Annotated in this window: 17 protein-coding genes and 1 pseudogene; 15 read left to right on the top strand and 3 right to left on the bottom strand. The window is 34.0% G+C overall.

Annotated elements, in window-relative coordinates; translation table 11 throughout:
- The first annotated feature begins 10 nt into the window (after window positions 1–10).
- From J5E45_RS03290 to J5E45_RS03245, 10 genes are all read left to right on the top strand, one after another.
- Window positions 11–928, top strand: coding sequence for an RluA family pseudouridine synthase (locus J5E45_RS03290; protein WP_039066842.1), 918 nt, complete (start codon window positions 11–13; stop codon window positions 926–928).
- A 583-nt stretch (window positions 929–1,511) separates the two neighbouring features.
- Window positions 1,512–2,039, top strand: a complete 528-nt coding sequence (pyrR, locus tag J5E45_RS03285; protein ID WP_039066840.1) for a bifunctional pyr operon transcriptional regulator/uracil phosphoribosyltransferase PyrR — start codon at window positions 1,512–1,514, stop codon at window positions 2,037–2,039.
- A 276-nt stretch (window positions 2,040–2,315) separates the two neighbouring features.
- Window positions 2,316–3,620, top strand: coding sequence for a uracil-xanthine permease family protein (locus J5E45_RS03280; protein WP_039066839.1), 1,305 nt, complete (start codon window positions 2,316–2,318; stop codon window positions 3,618–3,620).
- Window positions 3,621–3,652: 32 nt separating this feature from the next.
- Window positions 3,653–4,555: an aspartate carbamoyltransferase catalytic subunit gene (locus J5E45_RS03275; protein WP_107548724.1), complete on the top strand. Its 903-nt coding sequence runs from the start codon at window positions 3,653–3,655 to the stop codon at window positions 4,553–4,555.
- Window positions 4,552–5,826: a dihydroorotase gene (locus J5E45_RS03270; protein ID WP_208181575.1), complete on the top strand. Its 1,275-nt coding sequence runs from the start codon at window positions 4,552–4,554 to the stop codon at window positions 5,824–5,826. Before J5E45_RS03275 ends, J5E45_RS03270 begins: the two co-directional genes overlap by 4 nt.
- Window positions 5,826–6,926: a carbamoyl phosphate synthase small subunit gene (locus tag J5E45_RS03265; protein WP_039066834.1), complete on the top strand. Its 1,101-nt coding sequence runs from the start codon at window positions 5,826–5,828 to the stop codon at window positions 6,924–6,926. The genes J5E45_RS03270 and J5E45_RS03265 overlap by 1 nt, the downstream gene beginning before the upstream one ends.
- Window positions 6,919–10,092 carry a carbamoyl-phosphate synthase large subunit gene (carB, locus tag J5E45_RS03260; RefSeq protein WP_101094257.1) on the top strand — a complete coding sequence of 1,058 codons (3,174 nt, stop codon included), beginning with the start codon at window positions 6,919–6,921 and terminating at the stop codon, window positions 10,090–10,092. The genes J5E45_RS03265 and carB overlap by 8 nt, the downstream gene beginning before the upstream one ends.
- Window positions 10,093–10,196: 104 nt before the next feature.
- The gene (pyrF, locus tag J5E45_RS03255) at window positions 10,197–10,889 is read left to right on the top strand and encodes an orotidine-5'-phosphate decarboxylase (RefSeq protein WP_208181574.1); all 693 of its coding nucleotides are present in this window, start codon (window positions 10,197–10,199) and stop codon (window positions 10,887–10,889) included.
- On the top strand, window positions 10,890–11,501 hold the full coding sequence (gene pyrE, locus J5E45_RS03250) for an orotate phosphoribosyltransferase (RefSeq protein ID WP_039066829.1): 612 nt from the start codon (window positions 10,890–10,892) through the stop codon (window positions 11,499–11,501). It begins immediately after the preceding gene.
- Window positions 11,502–11,523: 22 nt separating this feature from the next.
- A complete protein-coding gene (locus J5E45_RS03245) occupies window positions 11,524–11,706 on the top strand; it encodes a hypothetical protein (protein ID WP_039066827.1) in 183 nt (60 codons plus the stop codon).
- Window positions 11,707–12,106: 400 nt separating this feature from the next.
- On the opposite strand, the gene J5E45_RS03240 is transcribed toward J5E45_RS03245, so the two are convergent.
- Window positions 12,107–13,006, bottom strand: coding sequence for an Mph(C) family macrolide 2'-phosphotransferase (locus tag J5E45_RS03240; RefSeq protein WP_039066825.1), 900 nt, complete (start codon window positions 13,004–13,006; stop codon window positions 12,107–12,109).
- An 835-nt stretch (window positions 13,007–13,841) separates the two neighbouring features.
- On the opposite strand from J5E45_RS03240, the gene J5E45_RS03235 reads away from it, so the two are divergent.
- Together J5E45_RS03235 and J5E45_RS03230 are read left to right on the top strand one after the other, a co-directional pair.
- Window positions 13,842–14,696, top strand: coding sequence for a YitT family protein (locus J5E45_RS03235; protein ID WP_039066824.1), 855 nt, complete (start codon window positions 13,842–13,844; stop codon window positions 14,694–14,696).
- A 148-nt stretch (window positions 14,697–14,844) separates the two neighbouring features.
- The gene (locus tag J5E45_RS03230) at window positions 14,845–15,252 is read left to right on the top strand and encodes a VOC family protein (RefSeq protein WP_208181573.1); all 408 of its coding nucleotides are present in this window, start codon (window positions 14,845–14,847) and stop codon (window positions 15,250–15,252) included.
- A 27-nt stretch (window positions 15,253–15,279) separates the two neighbouring features.
- Here J5E45_RS03230 and J5E45_RS03225 read toward each other — a convergent pair.
- Both J5E45_RS03225 and J5E45_RS03220 read right to left on the bottom strand, forming a co-directional pair.
- Window positions 15,280–15,592, bottom strand: a pseudogene (locus J5E45_RS03225) (IS5/IS1182 family transposase); the annotation flags it as partial.
- Window positions 15,593–15,899: 307 nt separating this feature from the next.
- Window positions 15,900–17,597 carry an Rqc2 family fibronectin-binding protein gene (locus tag J5E45_RS03220; RefSeq protein ID WP_208181572.1) on the bottom strand — a complete coding sequence of 566 codons (1,698 nt, stop codon included), beginning with the start codon at window positions 17,595–17,597 and terminating at the stop codon, window positions 15,900–15,902.
- Between the two features lie 159 nt (window positions 17,598–17,756).
- Between J5E45_RS03220 and gmk the strand changes: the two genes are divergently transcribed.
- From gmk to coaBC, 3 genes are all read left to right on the top strand, one after another.
- Entirely contained in the window at window positions 17,757–18,380 is a 624-nt protein-coding gene (gmk, locus tag J5E45_RS03215; RefSeq protein WP_017724241.1) for a guanylate kinase, read from the top strand.
- On the top strand, window positions 18,380–18,592 hold the full coding sequence (gene rpoZ / locus J5E45_RS03210) for a DNA-directed RNA polymerase subunit omega (RefSeq protein WP_029377521.1): 213 nt from the start codon (window positions 18,380–18,382) through the stop codon (window positions 18,590–18,592). The genes gmk and rpoZ overlap by 1 nt, the downstream gene beginning before the upstream one ends.
- A gap of 440 nt (window positions 18,593–19,032) precedes the next feature.
- Complete coding sequence (gene coaBC / locus J5E45_RS03205; RefSeq protein ID WP_039066820.1) at window positions 19,033–20,241, top strand: bifunctional phosphopantothenoylcysteine decarboxylase/phosphopantothenate--cysteine ligase CoaBC; 1,209 nt, start codon at window positions 19,033–19,035, stop codon at window positions 20,239–20,241.

The following is a 20,241-nucleotide window of genomic DNA, read 5'->3' as shown; positions in this document are numbered from 1 at the left end:
GAGATATCGTATGGATATACATGAGTTTAAGATAGAAGACCAGAACGATACAGGTCAACGTATTGATAAGCTATTACCTGAATATAATTCAGATTGGTCACGTACTCAAATCCAAGATTGGATTAAAGAGAATCTTGTGAAAGTTAACGATAAGGTCATTAAATCTAACTACAAAACGAAGATGAATGATTATATAGTTGTGACTGAAAAGGAAATTGTAGAAGCGGATATTCAACCAGAAAATTTAAATTTGGATATTTTTTATGAAGATGATGATGTAGCTATTGTATATAAACCTAAAGGTATGGTAGTTCACCCATCAGCTGGTCATTATACAGGTACTTTAGTTAATGGTCTTATGTATCAAATGAAGAATTTATCAGGAATTAATGGTGAAATTCGTCCAGGTATTGTGCATCGTATCGATAAGGATACATCTGGATTATTAATGGTTGCTAAAAATGATATTGCACATCGTAGTTTAGTAAATCAATTAGTTAATAAGACAGTCACTCGTAAATATGTTGCATTAGTACATGGAAACATTCCTCATGATTATGGCACAATTGATGCACCGATTGGCAGAAATAAAAATGATCGTCAATCTATGGATGTTGTTGATGATGGAAAAGATGCAATTACACATTTTAATGTATTAGAGCATTTTGATAAATATACATTAATCGAGTGTATTTTAGAAACTGGCCGTACGCACCAAATTCGTGTGCATATGAAATATATTGGTTTCCCATTAGTTGGTGATCCAAAATATGGACCGAAAAAAACGATGGCTATAGGCGGCCAAGCATTACATGCTGGTGTAATAGGGTTTGAACATCCAATTACACATGAAAATATCGAAAAATCAGCTGCATTACCAGACGATTTTGAGCAATTATTAGCTGAGTTACGTAGAAGCGAAAAATAATTATAAGAGCTTGATATAAATATCAGTGCCTAAAGAATAAACGTCAATTTCTATTGAGATTATATAGAAATTGACGTTTTCTTTGTCTATTGAAGTTCACATTTTTAAGTGTCCACTTTGAAGTGAGCATACCATCATAAATATTAGTTTTTTATATTGAATATGAAGTCTATGTCTTAAGAATTTTATTGTTTTTATGATGAATGGAATTAACAATTACTAGAGTTGTTATTTTCATGTTTACCGACTTGCAAGGTAATATGATTCATGGTATTATTATGACAGTTTAATAAAGAGAGAACGTCTTTAATTGAGAGTCCAGAGAGGCTCCGAAGACATGTATTTAATAAAAAAGGTTATAAACTTACTGTTTGTTCATGTAAATGAAGAAGCACTGTTGTAGTTATAATATCTTAACACAATAGGAGTCATAGTATAAATTTTTAACTATGGAAGAGAAAGCGTCTCATTTTAATGAGTGATGTCTCTTGAAGTTTGGAACACTTTTTAACTAAACCTCATGTCTGATAAAGACATGAGGTTTTCTTTATATCATCACTTAATTAAAGGCAGGTGTATAAAAATGTCAGAACGCGTTGTTATGGATGAAGCAGCAATACAAAGAACGGTTACACGTATTGCACATGAAATTTTAGAATATAACAAAGGTACCGATAATTTAATCTTGTTAGGCATTAAAACACGCGGTGCATTTTTAGCGAGACGTATACAACAAAAGATTGAACAAATAGAAGAGATCGCCGTACCAACTGGAACGATTGATATTACACAATTTAGAGATGATTTAGAACAAACAATAAACCAAGTTGATGACAAAGCGTATGAAATAGATGTAAATATTACAAATCAAGTCGTTGTTATTATCGATGACGTTTTATACACAGGACGTACAGTGCGAGCTTCATTGGACGCTGTTCTACAGTACGCGAGGCCAAAAAAAATTGGTTTAGCTACTTTAGTAGACAGAGGTCATAGAGAATTACCGATTCGAGCAGACTTCGTAGGAAAAAATATTCCTACAGCAAAAGAAGAAGATGTATCAGTGTTTCTTCAAGAAATAGATGATAGAAATGCAGTTGTAATTGAATAGCACCTTTTAATTCAGTACGAGAGACTGGAAAAGGGAAGAGGTAAAAGCTATTATGATAATCACCGTTTAACAGGGGGGTTATAAAGCTTTTAGAAAGATAAGCTGTTAGCTTAAAACAAACGCCTCTTCATATTATCTTGATTAAATTATATAGAGCTACCGTTTAAACTACGAATAACGCTTAGTTTTCTATAATCAAAACAGATAATATATACTTTTTAGTCTCTTTACATGAATTCAATGTAAAGAGATTTTTTTATGAGAGGAAGCATAAACATGGAAAATGAAACAATGTTTGAACGGACAGTCAAACCAGTATTAGATGTAGGTGATAGACCTAAAATTGGACAATGGGCATTCTTGAGTACGCAACATTTGTTTGCGATGTTTGGCTCCACAGTGCTTGTACCATTTTTGACAGGACTACCAATATCATCGGCACTTTTAGCATCAGGAATAGGGACATTGTTATATATCTTAATTACTAAAGCAAAAATACCTGCTTATCTTGGATCAAGCTTTGCCTTTATAACGCCGATCATTACAGGGTTAAACTCACATAGCTTAGGCGACATGCTTGTGGCACTTTTTATGAGTGGTGTTATGTATGTTCTGATTGGTATAGCAATTAAAATCAGTGGGACAAATTGGTTAATGAACTTATTACCTCCAGTAGTTGTTGGTCCGGTTATTATGGTTATCGGCTTGAGTTTAGCACCAACCGCTGTCAATATGGCAATGTTTGAGAACTCGGGAGATATGAAAGGTTATAACTTAAGTTATTTAGCAGTAGCAGTGATTACATTACTAGTAACGATTATAGTGCAAGGTTACTTTAAAGGTTTCTTATCTTTAATTCCAGTACTCATCGGCATAGTAACTGGCTATATTGTTTCAATTGCTATGGGATTAGTAAACTTTGCGCCTATTGCCAAGGCCAAATGGTTACAATTTCCTGAAGTATACATACCATTTAAAGATTATACACCTTCATTTCACTTGGGGTTAGTAATGGTATTAATACCAATTGTGTTTGTGACAGTTAGTGAACATATTGGACATCAAATGGTAATAAACAAAATTGTGGGTCGTAACTTTTTTAAAGATCCAGGTTTAGATAAGTCTATCATTGGTGATGGTGTATCAACGATGTTTGCGAGCATCATTGGTGGCCCTCCAAGTACAACATATGGAGAAAACATCGGCGTGTTAGCAATAACAAAAATTTACAGTGTTTATGTTATTGGTGGCGCTGCAACTATTGCAATTATTTTAGGATTTGTAGGAAAATTCACAGCACTAGTTTCATCTATACCAACGCCAGTAATGGGAGGCGTCTCGATTTTACTTTTCGGTATCATCGCAGCTAGTGGTCTGAGGATGTTAGTAGAAAGTGAAGTGGATTTCGCGAGTAACAGAAACTTGGTTATTGCATCTGTCATATTAGTTATAGGGATAGGTAACCTTGTATTTAATTTAAACGGACTAGGTATTAATTTAGAAATTGAAGGCATGGCATTAGCTGCTTTAGCAGGCATAACACTAAATTTGATTTTACCAAAAGAAACACCAGCAGATTAATAAAAAATTGTCATAATAAGGAGCTGAAACATATGGATAATTTACTAACAATGGAACACTTAAATACGACTGAAATTTATGAATTGGTACAACGCGCGAGCGCTTTTAAAAATGGTGATGCAAAGCCATGTTGTTTTGATGATAAATTCGTAGCAAATTTATTCTTTGAAAATTCTACACGCACAAAAAGTAGCTTTTTAGTAGCCGAACAAAAATTAGGTTTGAAATTAATTGATTTTGAAACAGATACATCTTCTGTTCAAAAAGGTGAATCACTATATGATACTTGTAAGACTTTAGAACAAGTAGGTGCAGATGTGTTAGTAATTCGACATCCTCAAACAAATTATTATGATGAGTTAGAGAATCTAAATATTCCCATTATCAACGCTGGTGACGGAAGTGGACAACATCCCACTCAAAGTTTATTAGATATTATGACAATCTACGAAGAATACAAAACATTTGAGAACTTAAATATTTTAATATGTGGAGATATTAAAAATTCACGTGTAGCCAAAAGTAACTTTCAAAGTTTAAGTGCCTTAGGTGCCAATGTGATGTTTTCAAGCCCAGAGTCATGGAAAGATGAAACATTAGAAGCACCGTATGTAGAAATAGATGAAGTGATTGATTCAATAGACATTGTGATGCTACTTAGGGTACAACACGAGAGACATGGCGATAGTGAAATAGCTAGTTTTGAAACAACGCAATACCATGAACAGTTTGGACTTACACAACAACGATATAACAAGCTAAATGATCAGGCGATTATTATGCATCCCGCACCGGTTAATCGAGGCGTAGAAATAGAAGATACACTTGTTGAAGCACCTAAGTCTCGTATTTTTAAACAAATGGAAAATGGTATGTATATTCGCATGGCAATTATTGACTACATCTTACAAATGGAAGGGGCAACAGCAAAATGAAATTATTAACAAATGCGCAAATTTTACAAAACGGTGAGCTAACAAAAGTATCAATTTTAATAGAGGGAAAACATATTAAGAAAATCGCACCTCAAATAGATGTTGATGCAGACACAGAAGAAATCGACGTCAAAGGACAATTTGTTTCACCAGGATTAGTCGATGTTCATGTTCATTTACGCGAACCAGGCGGCGAACATAAGGAAACAATTGAAACAGGGACTAAAGCCGCAGCTCGAGGTGGTTTCACTACAGTTTGTCCTATGCCAAACACTCGTCCTGTACCAGATTCTGAAGAAAATCTTAATCACTTAAATCAATTAATCGCTGAAAACGCGCAAGTTAGAGTTTTACCATATGCCGCTATAACGATTAGACAAGCAGGTAAGGAACATGTTGATTTTTCTACGCTTGCACAAAATGGCGCTTTTGCTTTTACAGATGACGGTGTAGGCGTACAACAAGCAAACATGATGTACGAAGCTATGCAAGAAGCTGCAAAAGTTAATAAGGCTGTCGTAGCACATTGTGAAGATAACAGCTTGATTTATGGCGGTGCCATGCACGAAGGAGAACGCAGCAAATCTTTAGGTATACCAGGTATTCCAAATATTTGTGAAGCAGTACAAATTGCTAGAGATGTGTTATTAGCAGAAGCAGCAGGCGCGCATTACCACGTGTGCCATGTATCTACTAAAGAAAGTGTTAGAGCGATACGCGATGCTAAAAAAGCAGGCATACATGTAACTGCTGAAGTTACCCCACATCACTTATTATTGACTGAAGACGATGTTCCTGGAGATGATGCGATTTATAAAATGAATCCTCCTTTAAGAAGTAAAGAGGATAGAGATGCATTGCTTGAAGGATTACTAGACGGAACAATTGATTGTATCGCGACAGACCATGCTCCACATGCAGCAGAAGAAAAGGATCAACCAATGACTAAAGCACCATTTGGTATCGTAGGTAGTGAAACAGCTTTCCCATTACTTTATACACACTTTGTTAAAAATGGTGAGTGGACATTACAACAATTAGTTGATTATTTAACAATTAAACCAGCTCAGACATTTGATTTACCATACGGAAAATTAGAAGAAGGTGGATTAGCAGATTTAGCAGTTATCAATTTAGACAAAGAAACTGAAATCAACGCAGATGACTTTGCGTCTAAAGGGCGTAATACTCCTTTTATAGGGTATAGCGTTTATGGAACACCAGTATTAACAATGGTCGAAGGTGAAGTTAAATTTAAGGAGGAAAAATAATGTTAAAACAACGTTATCTTGTTTTAGAAGATGGTTCATATTATGAAGGATATCCAATAGGCTCCGATAATTTAACACTAGGTGAAATTGTCTTTAATACGGCAATGACGGGTTATCAAGAAACAATTTCGGATCCTTCATACACTGGTCAAATTATTACATTTACTTATCCTTTAATAGGGAATTACGGTATAAATAGAGACGATTTTGAATCACTCGTTCCTACTTTAAATGGTGTTGTAGTTAAAGAAATCAGCAGCCAACCAAGTAATTTTAGAAAACAAAAAACATTTGACGAAGTACTTGTAGAGTATGATATACCAGGCATTTCAGGCGTTGATACACGAAGTATTACACGGAAAATTAGAAAACATGGTGTGCTAAAAGCAGCTTTTACAGATAATAAAGCCGAGATTGAGCAAATAGTGACACAATTAAAAGCAAAAGAATTACCGCGTAATGAAGTGACAACGGTATCTACAAAATCTCCTTATGTATCTACTGGTTATGGCTTGAATGTTGTCTTGGTTGATTTTGGTAAAAAACAAAATATTGTAAGAGAACTTAACGCACGTGGTTGTAATGTAACGGTGGTACCATACGACACTACTGCAGAAGAAATTATTAGAATGTCACCAGATGGTGTGATGTTATCAAATGGCCCCGGCGACCCTGAAGCAGTTGAAACAGCAGTGGAGATGATTCAAGGCATCTTAGGACAGGTTCCATTTTTCGGTATTTGTCTAGGGCACCAATTATTTGCACTGGCTCAAGGAGCAACTTCTTTCAAAATGAAGTTTGGCCATAGAGGCGCTAACCACCCAGTCAAAGATTTAAAAACTGGCAAAATTGCATTGACAAGTCAAAACCATGGTTATGCGATCGATAAAGATTCTTTAATAAATACAGACTTAGAAATTACACATATTGCTATTAATGATGGCACAGTTGAGGGCTTACGACATAAAACACTACCAGCCTTTTCAGTACAGTATCATCCTGAAGCATGTCCGGGACCATCAGATTCTAATTATTTATTCGATGAATTTATCGATATGATGAACGAATATAAAACAAAGGAGCGTACAATCAATGCCTAAACGTCAAGATATAGAAACGATTTTAGTTATAGGATCAGGACCAATTATTATCGGTCAAGCTGCAGAGTTCGATTATGCAGGTACTCAAGCATGTTTGGCATTAAAAGAAGAGGGCTACCGCGTTATATTAGTTAACTCAAACCCAGCTACAATCATGACGGACACTGAAATTGCCGATAAAGTGTATATTGAACCGTTAACGCATGATTTTATTGCACGTATTATCCGAAAAGAGCAACCAGATGCACTCTTGCCTACATTAGGCGGTCAAACAGGATTAAATATGGCAATTCAATTACATGATAGTGGTGAATTAGAAGCTAATAATGTGCAACTATTAGGTACAGAATTGAAATCTATTCAACAAGCAGAAGACAGAGAGTTATTTAGAACATTAATGAATGAACTAAATGTACCAGTTCCTGAAAGTGATATCGTCAATACAGTTGAACAAGCATTTGAATTTAAAGAAGAAGTTGGTTATCCGTTAATCGTAAGACCAGCATTTACAATGGGTGGTACTGGCGGCGGCATTTGTTATAACGACGAAGAATTTAAAGAAATAGTAGGTAATGGCTTACATTATAGTCCAGCCACACAGTGTTTAATTGAAAAATCAATCGCTGGCTATAAAGAAATTGAATATGAAGTTATGCGTGATAAAAATGACAATGCTATCGTTGTCTGTAATATGGAGAATATTGACCCTGTGGGTATACATACAGGTGACTCAATCGTAGTAGCACCTAGTCAAACGTTATCAGATGTAGAATATCAAATGTTACGTGACGTGTCGTTAAAAGTGATACGCGCATTAGGCATTGAAGGTGGTTGTAACGTACAACTTGCACTAGACCCACATTCTATGGATTACTATATCATCGAGGTGAATCCTCGTGTATCTCGTTCGTCAGCGTTAGCGTCTAAAGCAACAGGTTACCCAATTGCAAAACTAGCTGCCAAAATTGCAGTAGGATTGACATTAGATGAAATGTTAAATCCAATTACTGAAACATCATACGCAGCCTTTGAACCAACATTAGATTACGTGATTTCTAAAATTCCACGTTTTCCATTTGATAAATTTGAAAAAGGTGAACGTGTTCTAGGTACGCAAATGAAGGCCACAGGCGAAGTAATGGCAATTGGCAGAACATATGAAGAGTCCTTACTTAAAGCAATTCGCTCTTTAGAGTACGGTGTCCATCATTTAGGCTTACCAAACGGCGAGACATTTGATTTAGATTATATTAAATCACGTATCAAAGACCAAGATGATGAACGTCTATTCTTTATAGGAGAAGCAATCCGCAGAGGTACTACATTAGAAGAAATTCATGAAATGACAAAAATAGATTATTTCTTCTTAAATAAATTCCAACATATTATTAATATTGAGCATGATTTAAAAGCTAATAAAGGGGATATTAATTACCTGAAATTCGCTAAAAATTATGGCTTTAGTGACCGTGTCATCGCGCACCGCTTCGATATGACAGAAACTGAAGTTCACGATTTAAGAATAGCAAATGGTATAACACCAGTGTATAAAATGGTAGATACATGTGCTGCAGAATTTGAGTCAGCAACACCATATTATTATGGGACATATGAATACGAAAATGAATCTATCGTTACAGAGAAAGAAAAGATTCTAGTGCTAGGATCAGGTCCAATACGTATTGGTCAAGGCGTTGAATTTGACTATGCAACAGTGCACGCTGTGTGGGCAATTCAACAAGCTGGTTATGAAGCAATTATTGTAAACAATAATCCAGAAACAGTATCAACTGACTTTTCAATATCAGATAAATTATACTTTGAACCACTAACTGAAGAAGATGTCATGAATATCATTGATTTAGAACAACCTAAAGGTGTAGTCGTTCAATTTGGTGGGCAAACAGCGATTAACTTGGCTGATAAACTTGCAAAACATGACGTTCAAATTCTAGGAACATCATTAGAAGATTTAAATAGAGCAGAAGACCGTAAAGAATTCGAAGCATTATTGCATAAAATTGGTGTGCCACAACCAAATGGTAAGACGGCTACATCACCTCAAGAAGCACTAGAAAATGCAAGAAACATCGGTTATCCAGTCGTTGTAAGACCATCTTACGTATTAGGTGGACGAGCGATGGAGATTGTTAATAGTGATGCAGAATTAGAAGACTACATGAATCAAGCTGTTAAAGCTAGTCCAGATCACCCTGTATTAGTAGATAGGTACTTAACGGGGAAAGAAATTGAAGTTGATGCTATATGTGATGGAGAGACTGTAATTATTCCAGGTATCATGGAACATATAGAAAGAGCGGGCGTTCATTCAGGTGACTCTATTGCAGTTTATCCACCCCAGACATTGACACAAGAAGAAATAGACACATTAGAAGATTTCACTATTAAATTAGCAAAAGGCTTAAACATAGTTGGATTAATTAATATTCAATTTGTTATCGCACACGACGGCGTGTATGTTTTGGAAGTAAATCCACGTGCCAGTCGTACGGTGCCATTCTTAAGTAAGATTACTGATATTCAAATGGCACAATTGGCAATGCGTGCCATAATGGGAGAAAAACTTGCTAATTTAGGTTATGAAGCGGGTATTCAACCGTATGCAAATGGTGTGTTTGTTAAAGCACCGGTCTTTAGTTTTAATAAATTGAAAAATGTAGATATTACGCTTGGGCCTGAAATGAAATCTACAGGTGAAGTGATGGGCAAAGATTCTACAATGGAAAAAGCGCTATACAAAGGGTTAACTGCAAGTGGTATGGAAGTCAGTGACCACGGGACAGTCTTGATGACAGTAAGTGATAAAGATAAAGATGAAATTGTATCTATCGCACATCGCTTAAACGAAGTCGGCTATAAAATTTTAGCGACAGAAGGTACTGCCCAGAAATTAGCTGAAAATGAAATTCCTTCAGAAGTCGTAGGCAAAATTGGTGGCGAAGATGATCTATTAACTCGCATTCAAAATGGTGAAGTTCAAATCGTCGTTAATACAATGACAAAAGGAAAAGAAGTTGAACGTGATGGCTTCCAAATCAGACGTGCATCTGTTGAAAATGGTGTGCCTTGTCTAACATCGTTAGATACAGTAGACGCACTAACAAGTGTGCTTGAAAGTATGACTTTTACAATGAAAAACATGTAATACGTTATTAAAATAAACTAAGGTAAAACAGTATTTTATCCAAATACTATTTTACCTTTTAATTAAGTAAATAAAGAAATTTAAAGTGTTGGGGTGTAAATTAAATGAGAAACTTACCTATTATTGCATTAGATTTTGATTCTGTGGAAGCGGTAGATGCATTCTTAGATCGATTTCAAGAACCATTATTTGTAAAAGTTGGAATGGAACTTTTTTATCAAACTGGACCACAATTGATATCATCGATTAAAGAACGCGGTCATGATATTTTTCTAGACTTAAAATTACATGATATTCCAAATACTGTGGGAAAAGCGATGGAAGGGTTAAGTAAATTGAATGTTGATTTAGTAAATGTACATGCTGCTGGCGGAACTGAAATGATGAACAGTGCTTTAGCAGGACTTAAAAAGCATAACCCTAACATTAAACTCATAGCAGTAACACAACTGACGTCTACAACGGAAGCAATGTTGAGAAATGAACAAAATATTCAAAGTTCGATTGAAGATGCTGTACTTAACTATGCGCAGTTGGCACAATCAGCTGGTTTGGATGGTGTAGTTTGTTCACCACTTGAAGCTGAATTGCTTAAAAGTGAATTAGGAGAAGCATTTTTAAAAGTAACACCAGGTATTAGACCATTAGATTCAACGAAAGATGATCAACAAAGAGTGACGACACCTGAAGATGCTAAAAAAATGGGGGCGACACACATCGTCGTAGGTCGTCCGATTACTAAAAATAGTAATCCAGTCGAAAGTTACCATAAAATTAAAGAAAGTTGGTTGAGTTAAATGGCAAAAGCAATTGCAAAATCATTATTAGATATTAAAGCAGTTTCATTATCTCCAAATGATCCATTTACGTGGAGTTCAGGGATTAAATCTCCTATCTATTGTGATAATCGTGTAACACTGGGTTATCCAGATGTACGACGCGACATTAGAGATGGTTTAAGCGAATTGATTAAAACAAATTTTGAAAATGTCGAAGTCCTATCTGGTACAGCAACTGCAGGCATCCCACATGCAGCTTATGTATCTGAAGTACTTAACTTACCTATGAATTATGTGCGTTCAAAAAGTAAAAGTCATGGTAAGCAAAATCAAATTGAAGGTGCATTAAGCGACGGTAAAAAAGTTGTAGTTATAGAAGATTTAATTTCTACTGGTGGTTCATCAATTACAGCGGTCAATGCACTTAGAGAAGCAGGCGCAGAGGTTATTGGTGTGGTTGCTATATTTACTTATGGCTTGAAAAAAGCTGATGAAGAATTTCAAAACGTTGGAGTACCATTTTACACTTTGAGCGATTATAATGAACTTATAGAAGTCGCGAAAGAAAATGGAGAAATTTCTGACAATGATATTAGTAGATTAGTTGATTGGAGAGACAACTTATCATAATATACTAAGTGGAGGGGATGTTATGACAAATGACCCGAAAGAAGCTTATAATCATTTCGCACACTTAAACAAATTTTTAAAAAAAGAGCAAGATTATAGACATCAAGATAATGCAGTATATGACAAAATCGGTTCAATGCAAACAGCTGAAGAAAATATTTATAAAAAATCTAAATCAACTATTAAACAAAAAGGACACATATAATAACGAACTTAATGTGACTTCTATATAGCTTTAATGTTGTTTAACATCATATTTGAGAATTTAGAATAAAAATAATGAGACAGAAATTTAATTTTTAATAGTTAAATTTCTGTCTCATTATTGTTTATACACGACAAACAATAATAATAGTTCTATCTTAAATAGTAATAACTAAATATTACATGGAAAAATCTTCCATTTTAACTGGATTGAGGATTCAAACTGTCGACAGTTTTTGTACACGTTTTCTTCAGGCTTAACCTCTAGTCTTCGGCTAGTATTTTTTATATGAAAGGTACTTTTGATAATCGTCGTGTACATTACTGTTACAACTTTGATACAGCTAATTCAATCTATTATTGAACCTTCAATAAAAATTATATGCGTTATTTTAAAACTCCTATTCTTCCATACCTAACTCTTTCAATGCCATTTTCTCAAATGCTGATTCTCCTGATTTCATAGCAAATTCAGCAATAAACATTGGAAATACTGCATTAAATTCTATGATATGCTCTTTCATTCGTGGCCATATTTCACCACCAGCTTTACTGTATGCAGTTATAAGTTGATCTAATCCTTCTTCCCCGAATACACGATGGTGTCCCATAAAGTCCATTGATGGATCGGAGTGAGTTGCTTCAGTCCAATCTATAAGACCTGTGACGTTTGCTTGGTTATCAACCATTATATGTCCTGGATGTAAGTCTCCATGTATCATGGTCGCATGTCGAGGCCATAGTTCGTCGTTTTCTAACCATTGTTTCCATCTGTCCCATAATTCATATGCTACGCCATATGTTTCTTTAACTTTATTCATTCTTCTTTGAAAGTCATCTTTTATTTCTTGTATGGTTTTAATTTTTATATGCTCTGCGGTAATGTTTTCTTCTGGTATATTGTGTAAATCTACGAGTGTTTCGGCTAATGTATTAATAAAGTTTTCTGGTACTGGTTTGTGTTCAATTTTCCAGACATAAGCTTGTATTTCTGGATCTATTGTGGCTGCAGGGTTGCCTGTAAGTTTTGGGTAAGCAATAAGATCTTTTGCATGTACTTTCCACTTCGGAATTTCAAATGAAACATTATTCTGTAAAAAGTCTACCGTTTGTTTTTCGGGTTTTGTTTGTTTATAAACGTCAGGTCTTCTCGGTAGCCTTAAAACCCATTCTATGTCATGTTCATCTTTTCCAAATGCAACTTGGAAATCAAGGCCCGATTCATTCAATGAAATTGTTCGAGGTTGGATGTGTAATTGATGTTTTTCTGCACGTTTAATAATTTCATTATGTTGAGTCATTTTATTGGCTCCTTATTTTTATTATATTTTCCTTATAAGCGTATTTTTATCTTGATATAAATTAACGTAATCTGCAAACGATAACTGACTACACAAGTTTGGTATATAAAAGTATGAAATTATTTATGTTCTAATATTATAAATGATTGTACTTTCTGAGCATTATATAAGCATTGTTTTTCTATTAAAGACATTAAATTCATTGAACATAGTTTTGATGAAGAATCTTATTATCACAGACTTTATAAAAACGTGATAAATTGCTATTTATTTTATTATAATACTTTAAAAAATTATTCCACATAAACTAAGGTATAGCTATTAAGTTATATCATAAATAAACCCTATACAAATTAATGCATAGAGTTTATCTGTATTCTGAACTCTCCGTATGTTTAAACGGAGGTGTTTATTTATATTGTTAAAATAGATGAACAATTTAAAGATCATATTTTAATTTTAAAACTAACGTATCATTATTTTAATAATAATATAGCACACCAATATTACTAAGGCAGCTATAAGTAATGGAATAATATAATAAGACATGAAATACCTCCAGTAATTTTATTTATATTTTAACTGTGAAACGTAAAAAGTAAAAGCATTAGGGTCATAAATAAAGTATAACAATAATAGTCATTAAGATGTAACGCTTTAAATTATATTATAAAAGTTGCGTGCGATTAAAGGTAGTATGGCTTTATTGGTTGTGGTACATTTGGCCTTACAATATAAATGATAACTTTTGAAGATTGATGCACAATAATTTTAAATTAATTTATAAAGCATTTTGTTATTTATGAAAAGTTATTTTAAAAAGAGGGGGACTTATATGAAAATGGTAGAACAGTTGTTGAAAGACCATACAAAAAATATCATTATATGTATATTAGGGGCTTTTGTAAGTGCGCTAGCCGTAAACTGTTTTATATTAGGATCTAATTTAGGTGATGGTGGAACAGTCGGTATATCGTTAGCATTAAAATATGCATTTGGATGGTCACCTGCACTAACATCATTGATTATTAACACAATCGTTATCATTGTTGGTTGGAAATTTTTAAGTACACGTACTGCGATTTATACATTTATAGCGAATACAGCCATCTCTATTTTTTTAGATTTAACAAAAACTTTTAATACAGGCATAGATAATTTTGTTATAAATGCAACATTCGGTGGTGTTTTAGTCGGTGTTGGTATTGGACTAGTTATTGCTGCAGGCGGTGTCATTGGCGGAACATCTGTTATTGCAAAGATGTTAAATAAATATTTTGATATAAAAACGGCACAAGCTATTTTCGTATTAGATGGTCTAGTTGTCCTATCTTTTCTTTTTGTATTACCGCTTACCAATGTGTTATTTACTATAATAATGCTATTTGTTACAGAAAGAGCAACCTCATTTATCATTGAAGGGTTCAATCCTAAAAAAGCAGTTACTGTTATTTCTAGTAAAAATGAAATTATTAGTGATAGAATTAATAGTTTTACGGGTAGAGGATCAACTTTATTGAATGGTAAAGGTGGCTACGGTAAGCATGAAACGAGTATGTTATACGTCGTTGTTCCTCAATCACAAGTAACAAGAGTGAAGAAATTGGTGAATGAAGAAGATGAAAATGCCTTTTTAGTCATTCATGATGTACGAGATGTGCTAGGAAATGGCTTCATCAATTTATCTTAAATATTATTAATTTTTAGATATCTTATCATATTATTTTACTTATATTAGAGTGAAATAATGTTTGATTTTTTGATTTCTATATTGCTTTGTCGATTTTTTATGAAATATCCTTTATGCTAATGATAAGAAGCATTTAGGAGGTAAAATAATGGCAATACCAAAAATTACGACATTTTTAATGTTTAACGGTAACGCAGAAGAAGCAATAAATTTATATGTAAATACTTTTGAAGATGCTGAAATATTAGCATTGGTCCGTTATAGTGAAAGTGATAATGAGCCAACTGGGGCAGTGCAACATGCAATTTTTAGGTTGAAAGATCAAGTATTTATGGCAATTGACAACATGAATGGTGTAGATATTGAAATGAATCCAGCAATGTCTTTATATGTAACTGTTGATAACCCAATTGAAATGGAAAGATTATTTAATAAATTGAAAAGTGGCGGTGCAATTTTAATGCCTAAAACAGAAATGCCGCCATTTAAAGAATTTGCGTGGATACAAGACAAATTTGGTGTGAATTTCCAATTGGCACTGCCAGAAAGCAAATAATCATAAACAGAAGTGAATAAATGATTTTATAAAAATAGTCTTATCATCTATAAGATTTTGTTTCAGACATTGACTGTGAAATTGAATGGAAAAAGATTTTAATAGGACATCTACTTTAGGATTTATTATAAAACGATTAATAGCCTTATAAGAAGGTGTTTGATTTTGTGATAGCCACATCATTCGGATGATATGATGTAGCATCGCGATGATATTTGAATTCGTTTTCAGGGATTGTTTCAACGATTTCATTAACATGTTATGACATATCATTTGTGAGAGTAAGAACTGAAGTTTACATTGGTAGTGTAAGTTGAGTCATATTATAATTTTTATACAAAAGGCACCTCGTTAATTTAGCTTAGGAGTGTTTATCAATTGATTTATTCAACATAATAAATGCCACCACTGTTTAATTTATATATATTATAATATTTTTGGATAATATTGGCAGTGATTTGGGCCGACTCCTGCGGGAAGAGCGCTAGCCGAAGACTACAGGCTAAGGCAGTGCCCGCGGAAAGCGTGCACAAAAAAACTGCCAACAAAGTCGTAGACTTTGTCGACAGTCTGGGGCTAATTCGTTTTTTTAAAACGGATTAGTCCTTTATTTTAAGAATGGAGATTTATGTCCCAGCCTCATTATGCTATTTGACTTTTAATTGTTGAATGTAATCATAGTCTGGAGTAGCATAAAGTGTTTTTTGATTGTCGTATGTTACGAAACCAGGTTTAGCCCCTGAGGGTTTGTGAACATGTTTGATTTCAGTGTAATCAACTGGCACCTGTGCAGAACTACCAGCTTTTGAAAAATATGCTGATAACATTGCAGCTTCTTTAATTGTTTCTTCACTTGGCTCATCGCTTAGAATGACAACGTGTGAACCAGGGATATCTTTAGTATGGAACCAAAAATGATGTTTTTTAGCTTGTTTATTAGTTAAATAATCGTTTTGCTTATTGTTTTTACCAACCAAGATTGTATCGCCATCTGTAGACGTATATGCTTGGATTTGCATCGTCTGTTTCTTTTTCTTCTTGCTTTGTTTACGCTGCTTCATAAATCCTTGATCAGCTAACTCGTCACGAATATCATCAATTTCATCGACAGAAATATGTGTAAGTTGTTGCTCGATACTTTCAAAGTAGTCAATGTTTTCTTTAGTTAATTGAATTTGATGTTGTAATTCATGTTCACGCGTTTTTAATTTATTATACTTTTTATAATAATTTTGTGCATTAACAGCAGGTGATTTTGTTGGATTAAGTGGTATCGTCACTTCTTCGCCATTATAATAATTAAGCGCAGTAAGCGATTCATCACCTTGCTTAATACGATAGATATTAGCAGTTATAAGTTCACCAAATAATTGTTGTTGTTCTTTTTCTTTGGTACCTTCAAGTTCGTCTATTAACTTACTTAATTTGTTTTGTGACTTGTGAAGTTGTTGTTGAACAAATTTTACTAAGTCGTTGGCACGCTGTTTAACACGTTCTCTTTCTCCACGCGCATCATAATAACGATCTAATAAATCATGAAGTGAGTCGTAAAGTACTACGTCATCATAGAACTGGTCTAATTTCATGAAATAGAAATCTTCTTTTCCAGATTCATGATTTTTATGGAAAACAGGCGTGGGCTCACCTTGAATTTCCTCGAGTACTTCATCAAAAGCTTCCGGTAAAGTTTGTGTCGTCATAAATTGTCTACGGTTTGCAATCTCATTTGTAATGAGAGGACTAAAACCTTCGAAATGATTGAGTAATTGTCGTGCAATTTTTCCGCTATTAAAATCGATATATTTTAACGCTTCGACTCCAGAAATTTCAAAAGGATTAATTTTATTTTGAGTTGGAGGTGCTTCATATTGAAAGCCGGGCATAACTGTACGATATTGATTAGTGTTTGGTGTTAAATGCTTAAACCCTTCAATAATTTTACGATTGTCATCTACTAATATTAAATTACTGTGTTTGCCCATAATTTCTAAAATGATTGTACGGTAAATCGTATCACCGATTTCGTCCTTACTTTGAACATCTATTTCTACACGTCTATCATTACCAATTTGTCTTACTGCTTTAACAATACCACCTTCGATGTGTTTACGAAAAACACGGGCAAACATTGGTGGATCAAATGGATTATCATATTTTTTATTTGTTAAATGCATTCTAGTAAAACTAGGATGGATAGAAAGTAGAAGCTGATGATTTTTACGATTTTGTCGGATAACGACTAACATCGTGTCGTTTTCGGGTTGATTTATTTTATGAATTCTTCCATCTACTAGAAATTGAAGAGATTCCACTATTTTTCTAGTGAATAAACCATCATATGCCATTACTATCAGCCACCTTATTTTTAGTCATTCATCATATTGTAACATGGCAATAAGAAATCTTCATGGTCAAAGTTTGTCCTTTGCTATGCTATACAACTAATTAGAGATTGTGGTATCATTGTCTAATAATAGTAGAACAGTTTAGAGAGGTAGTAAGTCATGGAAAATGAGAAAGGTTTGTTGATTGTACTATCTGGACCTTCTGGCGTTGGAAAAGGTACAGTTAGAAAAAAAATATTTGATGACCCGTCCACATCTTATAAGTATTCTATTTCGATGACAACACGTGACAAGCGTGAAGGTGAAGTCGATGGTGTTGATTATTTCTTCAAAGCAAAATCAGAATTTGAAGAATTGATTAAACAAGATCAATTTATAGAATATGCTGAGTTTGTGGGGAATTATTATGGTACACCTGTACAATATGTTAAAGACACAATGGATCAAGGTAATGATGTGTTTTTAGAAATTGAAGTAGAAGGTGCTAAACAAGTGCGCAAAAAATTCCCAGATGCACTATTTATTTTTCTTGCGCCACCAAGTTTAGATCATTTGCGTGAACGACTTGTGGGTCGTGGAACAGAATCCAGTGAGAAGATTCAAAGCCGAGTGCATGAAGCGCGTCGAGAAGTTGAAATGATGAACTTGTATGACTATGTTGTTGTTAATGATGAAGTAGACTTAGCGAAACAACGTATTCAATCAATAGTAGAAGCTGAACACTTGAAGAGGGAACGTATTGAAGCAAAATATAGAAAAATGATACTGGAGGCAAAAAAATAATGTTACAACCACCATTAAACCAATTAACAGATAAAATAAACTCAAAATACTTAGTAGCAACTACTGCTGCAAAACGTGCACGTGAATTGGATGAAAAGCCTGAAACTGCATTGTTAAATAAATATATTTCAAAAAAACCTGTGGGTAAAGCCTTAGAAGAAATTGCTGACGGTGAAGTTTTTCCTGACGAACTATTTTTAAAATCTTTCTAAAAAATAATGAACTTGAAATACAAGTATAGAACATATGCGTTTTGAAAATGGAATTTTTAAAGTGAGCCTGAGACATAAACAAATGTCTCGGGCTCTTTAACGATAAAGTTCTATATTCTAAATAAAGAGAGAGCACCACGCTTACGCTAAAGATTTAGTGTATGTAATCTACTTGTTGAATCAGTGAAACTTAGACTGAGGAATAATTTAGCTAAAACTTTTAACTACGAGTTATCCTTTTTCGGAGTGGGACAATGAAATAATTATAGAAAATAAGGTTTCCGTCTCGCCCTTTTTTAATTTAGTTACTAATTTGTGTATAATGATGAGTAATTAAAGTATTCTTAAAAGCTTAAACATTAAATTTAAATTTGGGCTTTCACATAAAATGTTGACTTGAAAAGTCTTATTTAATTCATTTGAAGGAGAATGACAATAATATGAAACGAATATTACTCGCTGTTACAGGTGGTATTGCGGCATATAAAGCGATCGATTTAACTAGTAAATTAACACAAGCAAATTATGATGTAAGAGTAATGCTTACTGATCATGCTCAAGAATTTGTTACGCCACTAGCTTTTCAAGCAATTGGTAGAAATCCAGTTTACACAAGTACTTTTAAAGAGCAGAATCCAGAAGAAATACAACATGTTGCGCTAGGCGATTGGGCGGATGCCATTGTTGTTGCTCCAGCTACTGCAAATACAATTGCAAAATTAGCTAATGGCATTGCTGATGACATGGTAACCTCTACATTGTTAGCTACTGAAACACCAAAGTTCATTGCACCTGCTATGAATGTGCATATGTATGAAAATCCTAGAACACAACAAAATTTAGCTACTTTGAGTTCAGATGGATATTATTTTCTTGAACCCGGCGAAGGCTTTTTGGCATGTGGCTATGTAGCAAAAGGTAGAATGGAAGAACCTTTACAAATTGTAGAACGATTGAATCAATATTTTAATGAAACGACTCAAAACGCGATTTATAAAAATAGTCATTTTGAAGGAAAACGTGCACTTGTTACTGCTGGTCCTACTGTCGAAGAATTAGATCCCGTGCGCTATTTATCTAATCGTGCTTCAGGTAAAATCGGTTATGCTTTAGCAGAATCACTAACAAAACGTGGCGCTATAGTTACACTCGTTACAGGGCCAACTCATTTAACACCACCAGCTAATGTAGAAGTAGTCCAAATTCAAAGTGCGGAAGATATGTTTCATGCAGTTAAAACCCGTTTTGAAAATCAAGATATTGTGTTTAAAGCAGCAGCAGTATCAGACTATGCACCTGTAGATACACTTGAACATAAACTGAAAAAACAAGAAGGCACATTGTCAGTTTCATTTAAACGTACGCCTGATATCTTAAAGTATTTAGGTGAGCACAAAACACATCAATTTTTAGTGGGATTTGCAGCAGAAACACAAAATATAGCAGAATATGCTCAAAAGAAACTAAAAAATAAAAATGCTGATGTAGTAATTGCAAATAATGTAGGGGACAGAACGATTGGGTTTAGTTCAGATGATAATGACTACACAATGTACTATAAAACTGGTGATACAGAAGCGTTAGGAAAACATAAAAAGGTCGAATTAGCGGAGCATATACTGAATAGTTTAGAAACAAGGTGGCAATAA

It is taken from the genome of Staphylococcus shinii (genome assembly GCF_017583065.1).
Classification (GTDB): Bacteria; Bacillota; Bacilli; order Staphylococcales; family Staphylococcaceae; genus Staphylococcus; species Staphylococcus shinii.
This window is presented reverse-complemented; position numbering and strand designations above follow the sequence as displayed.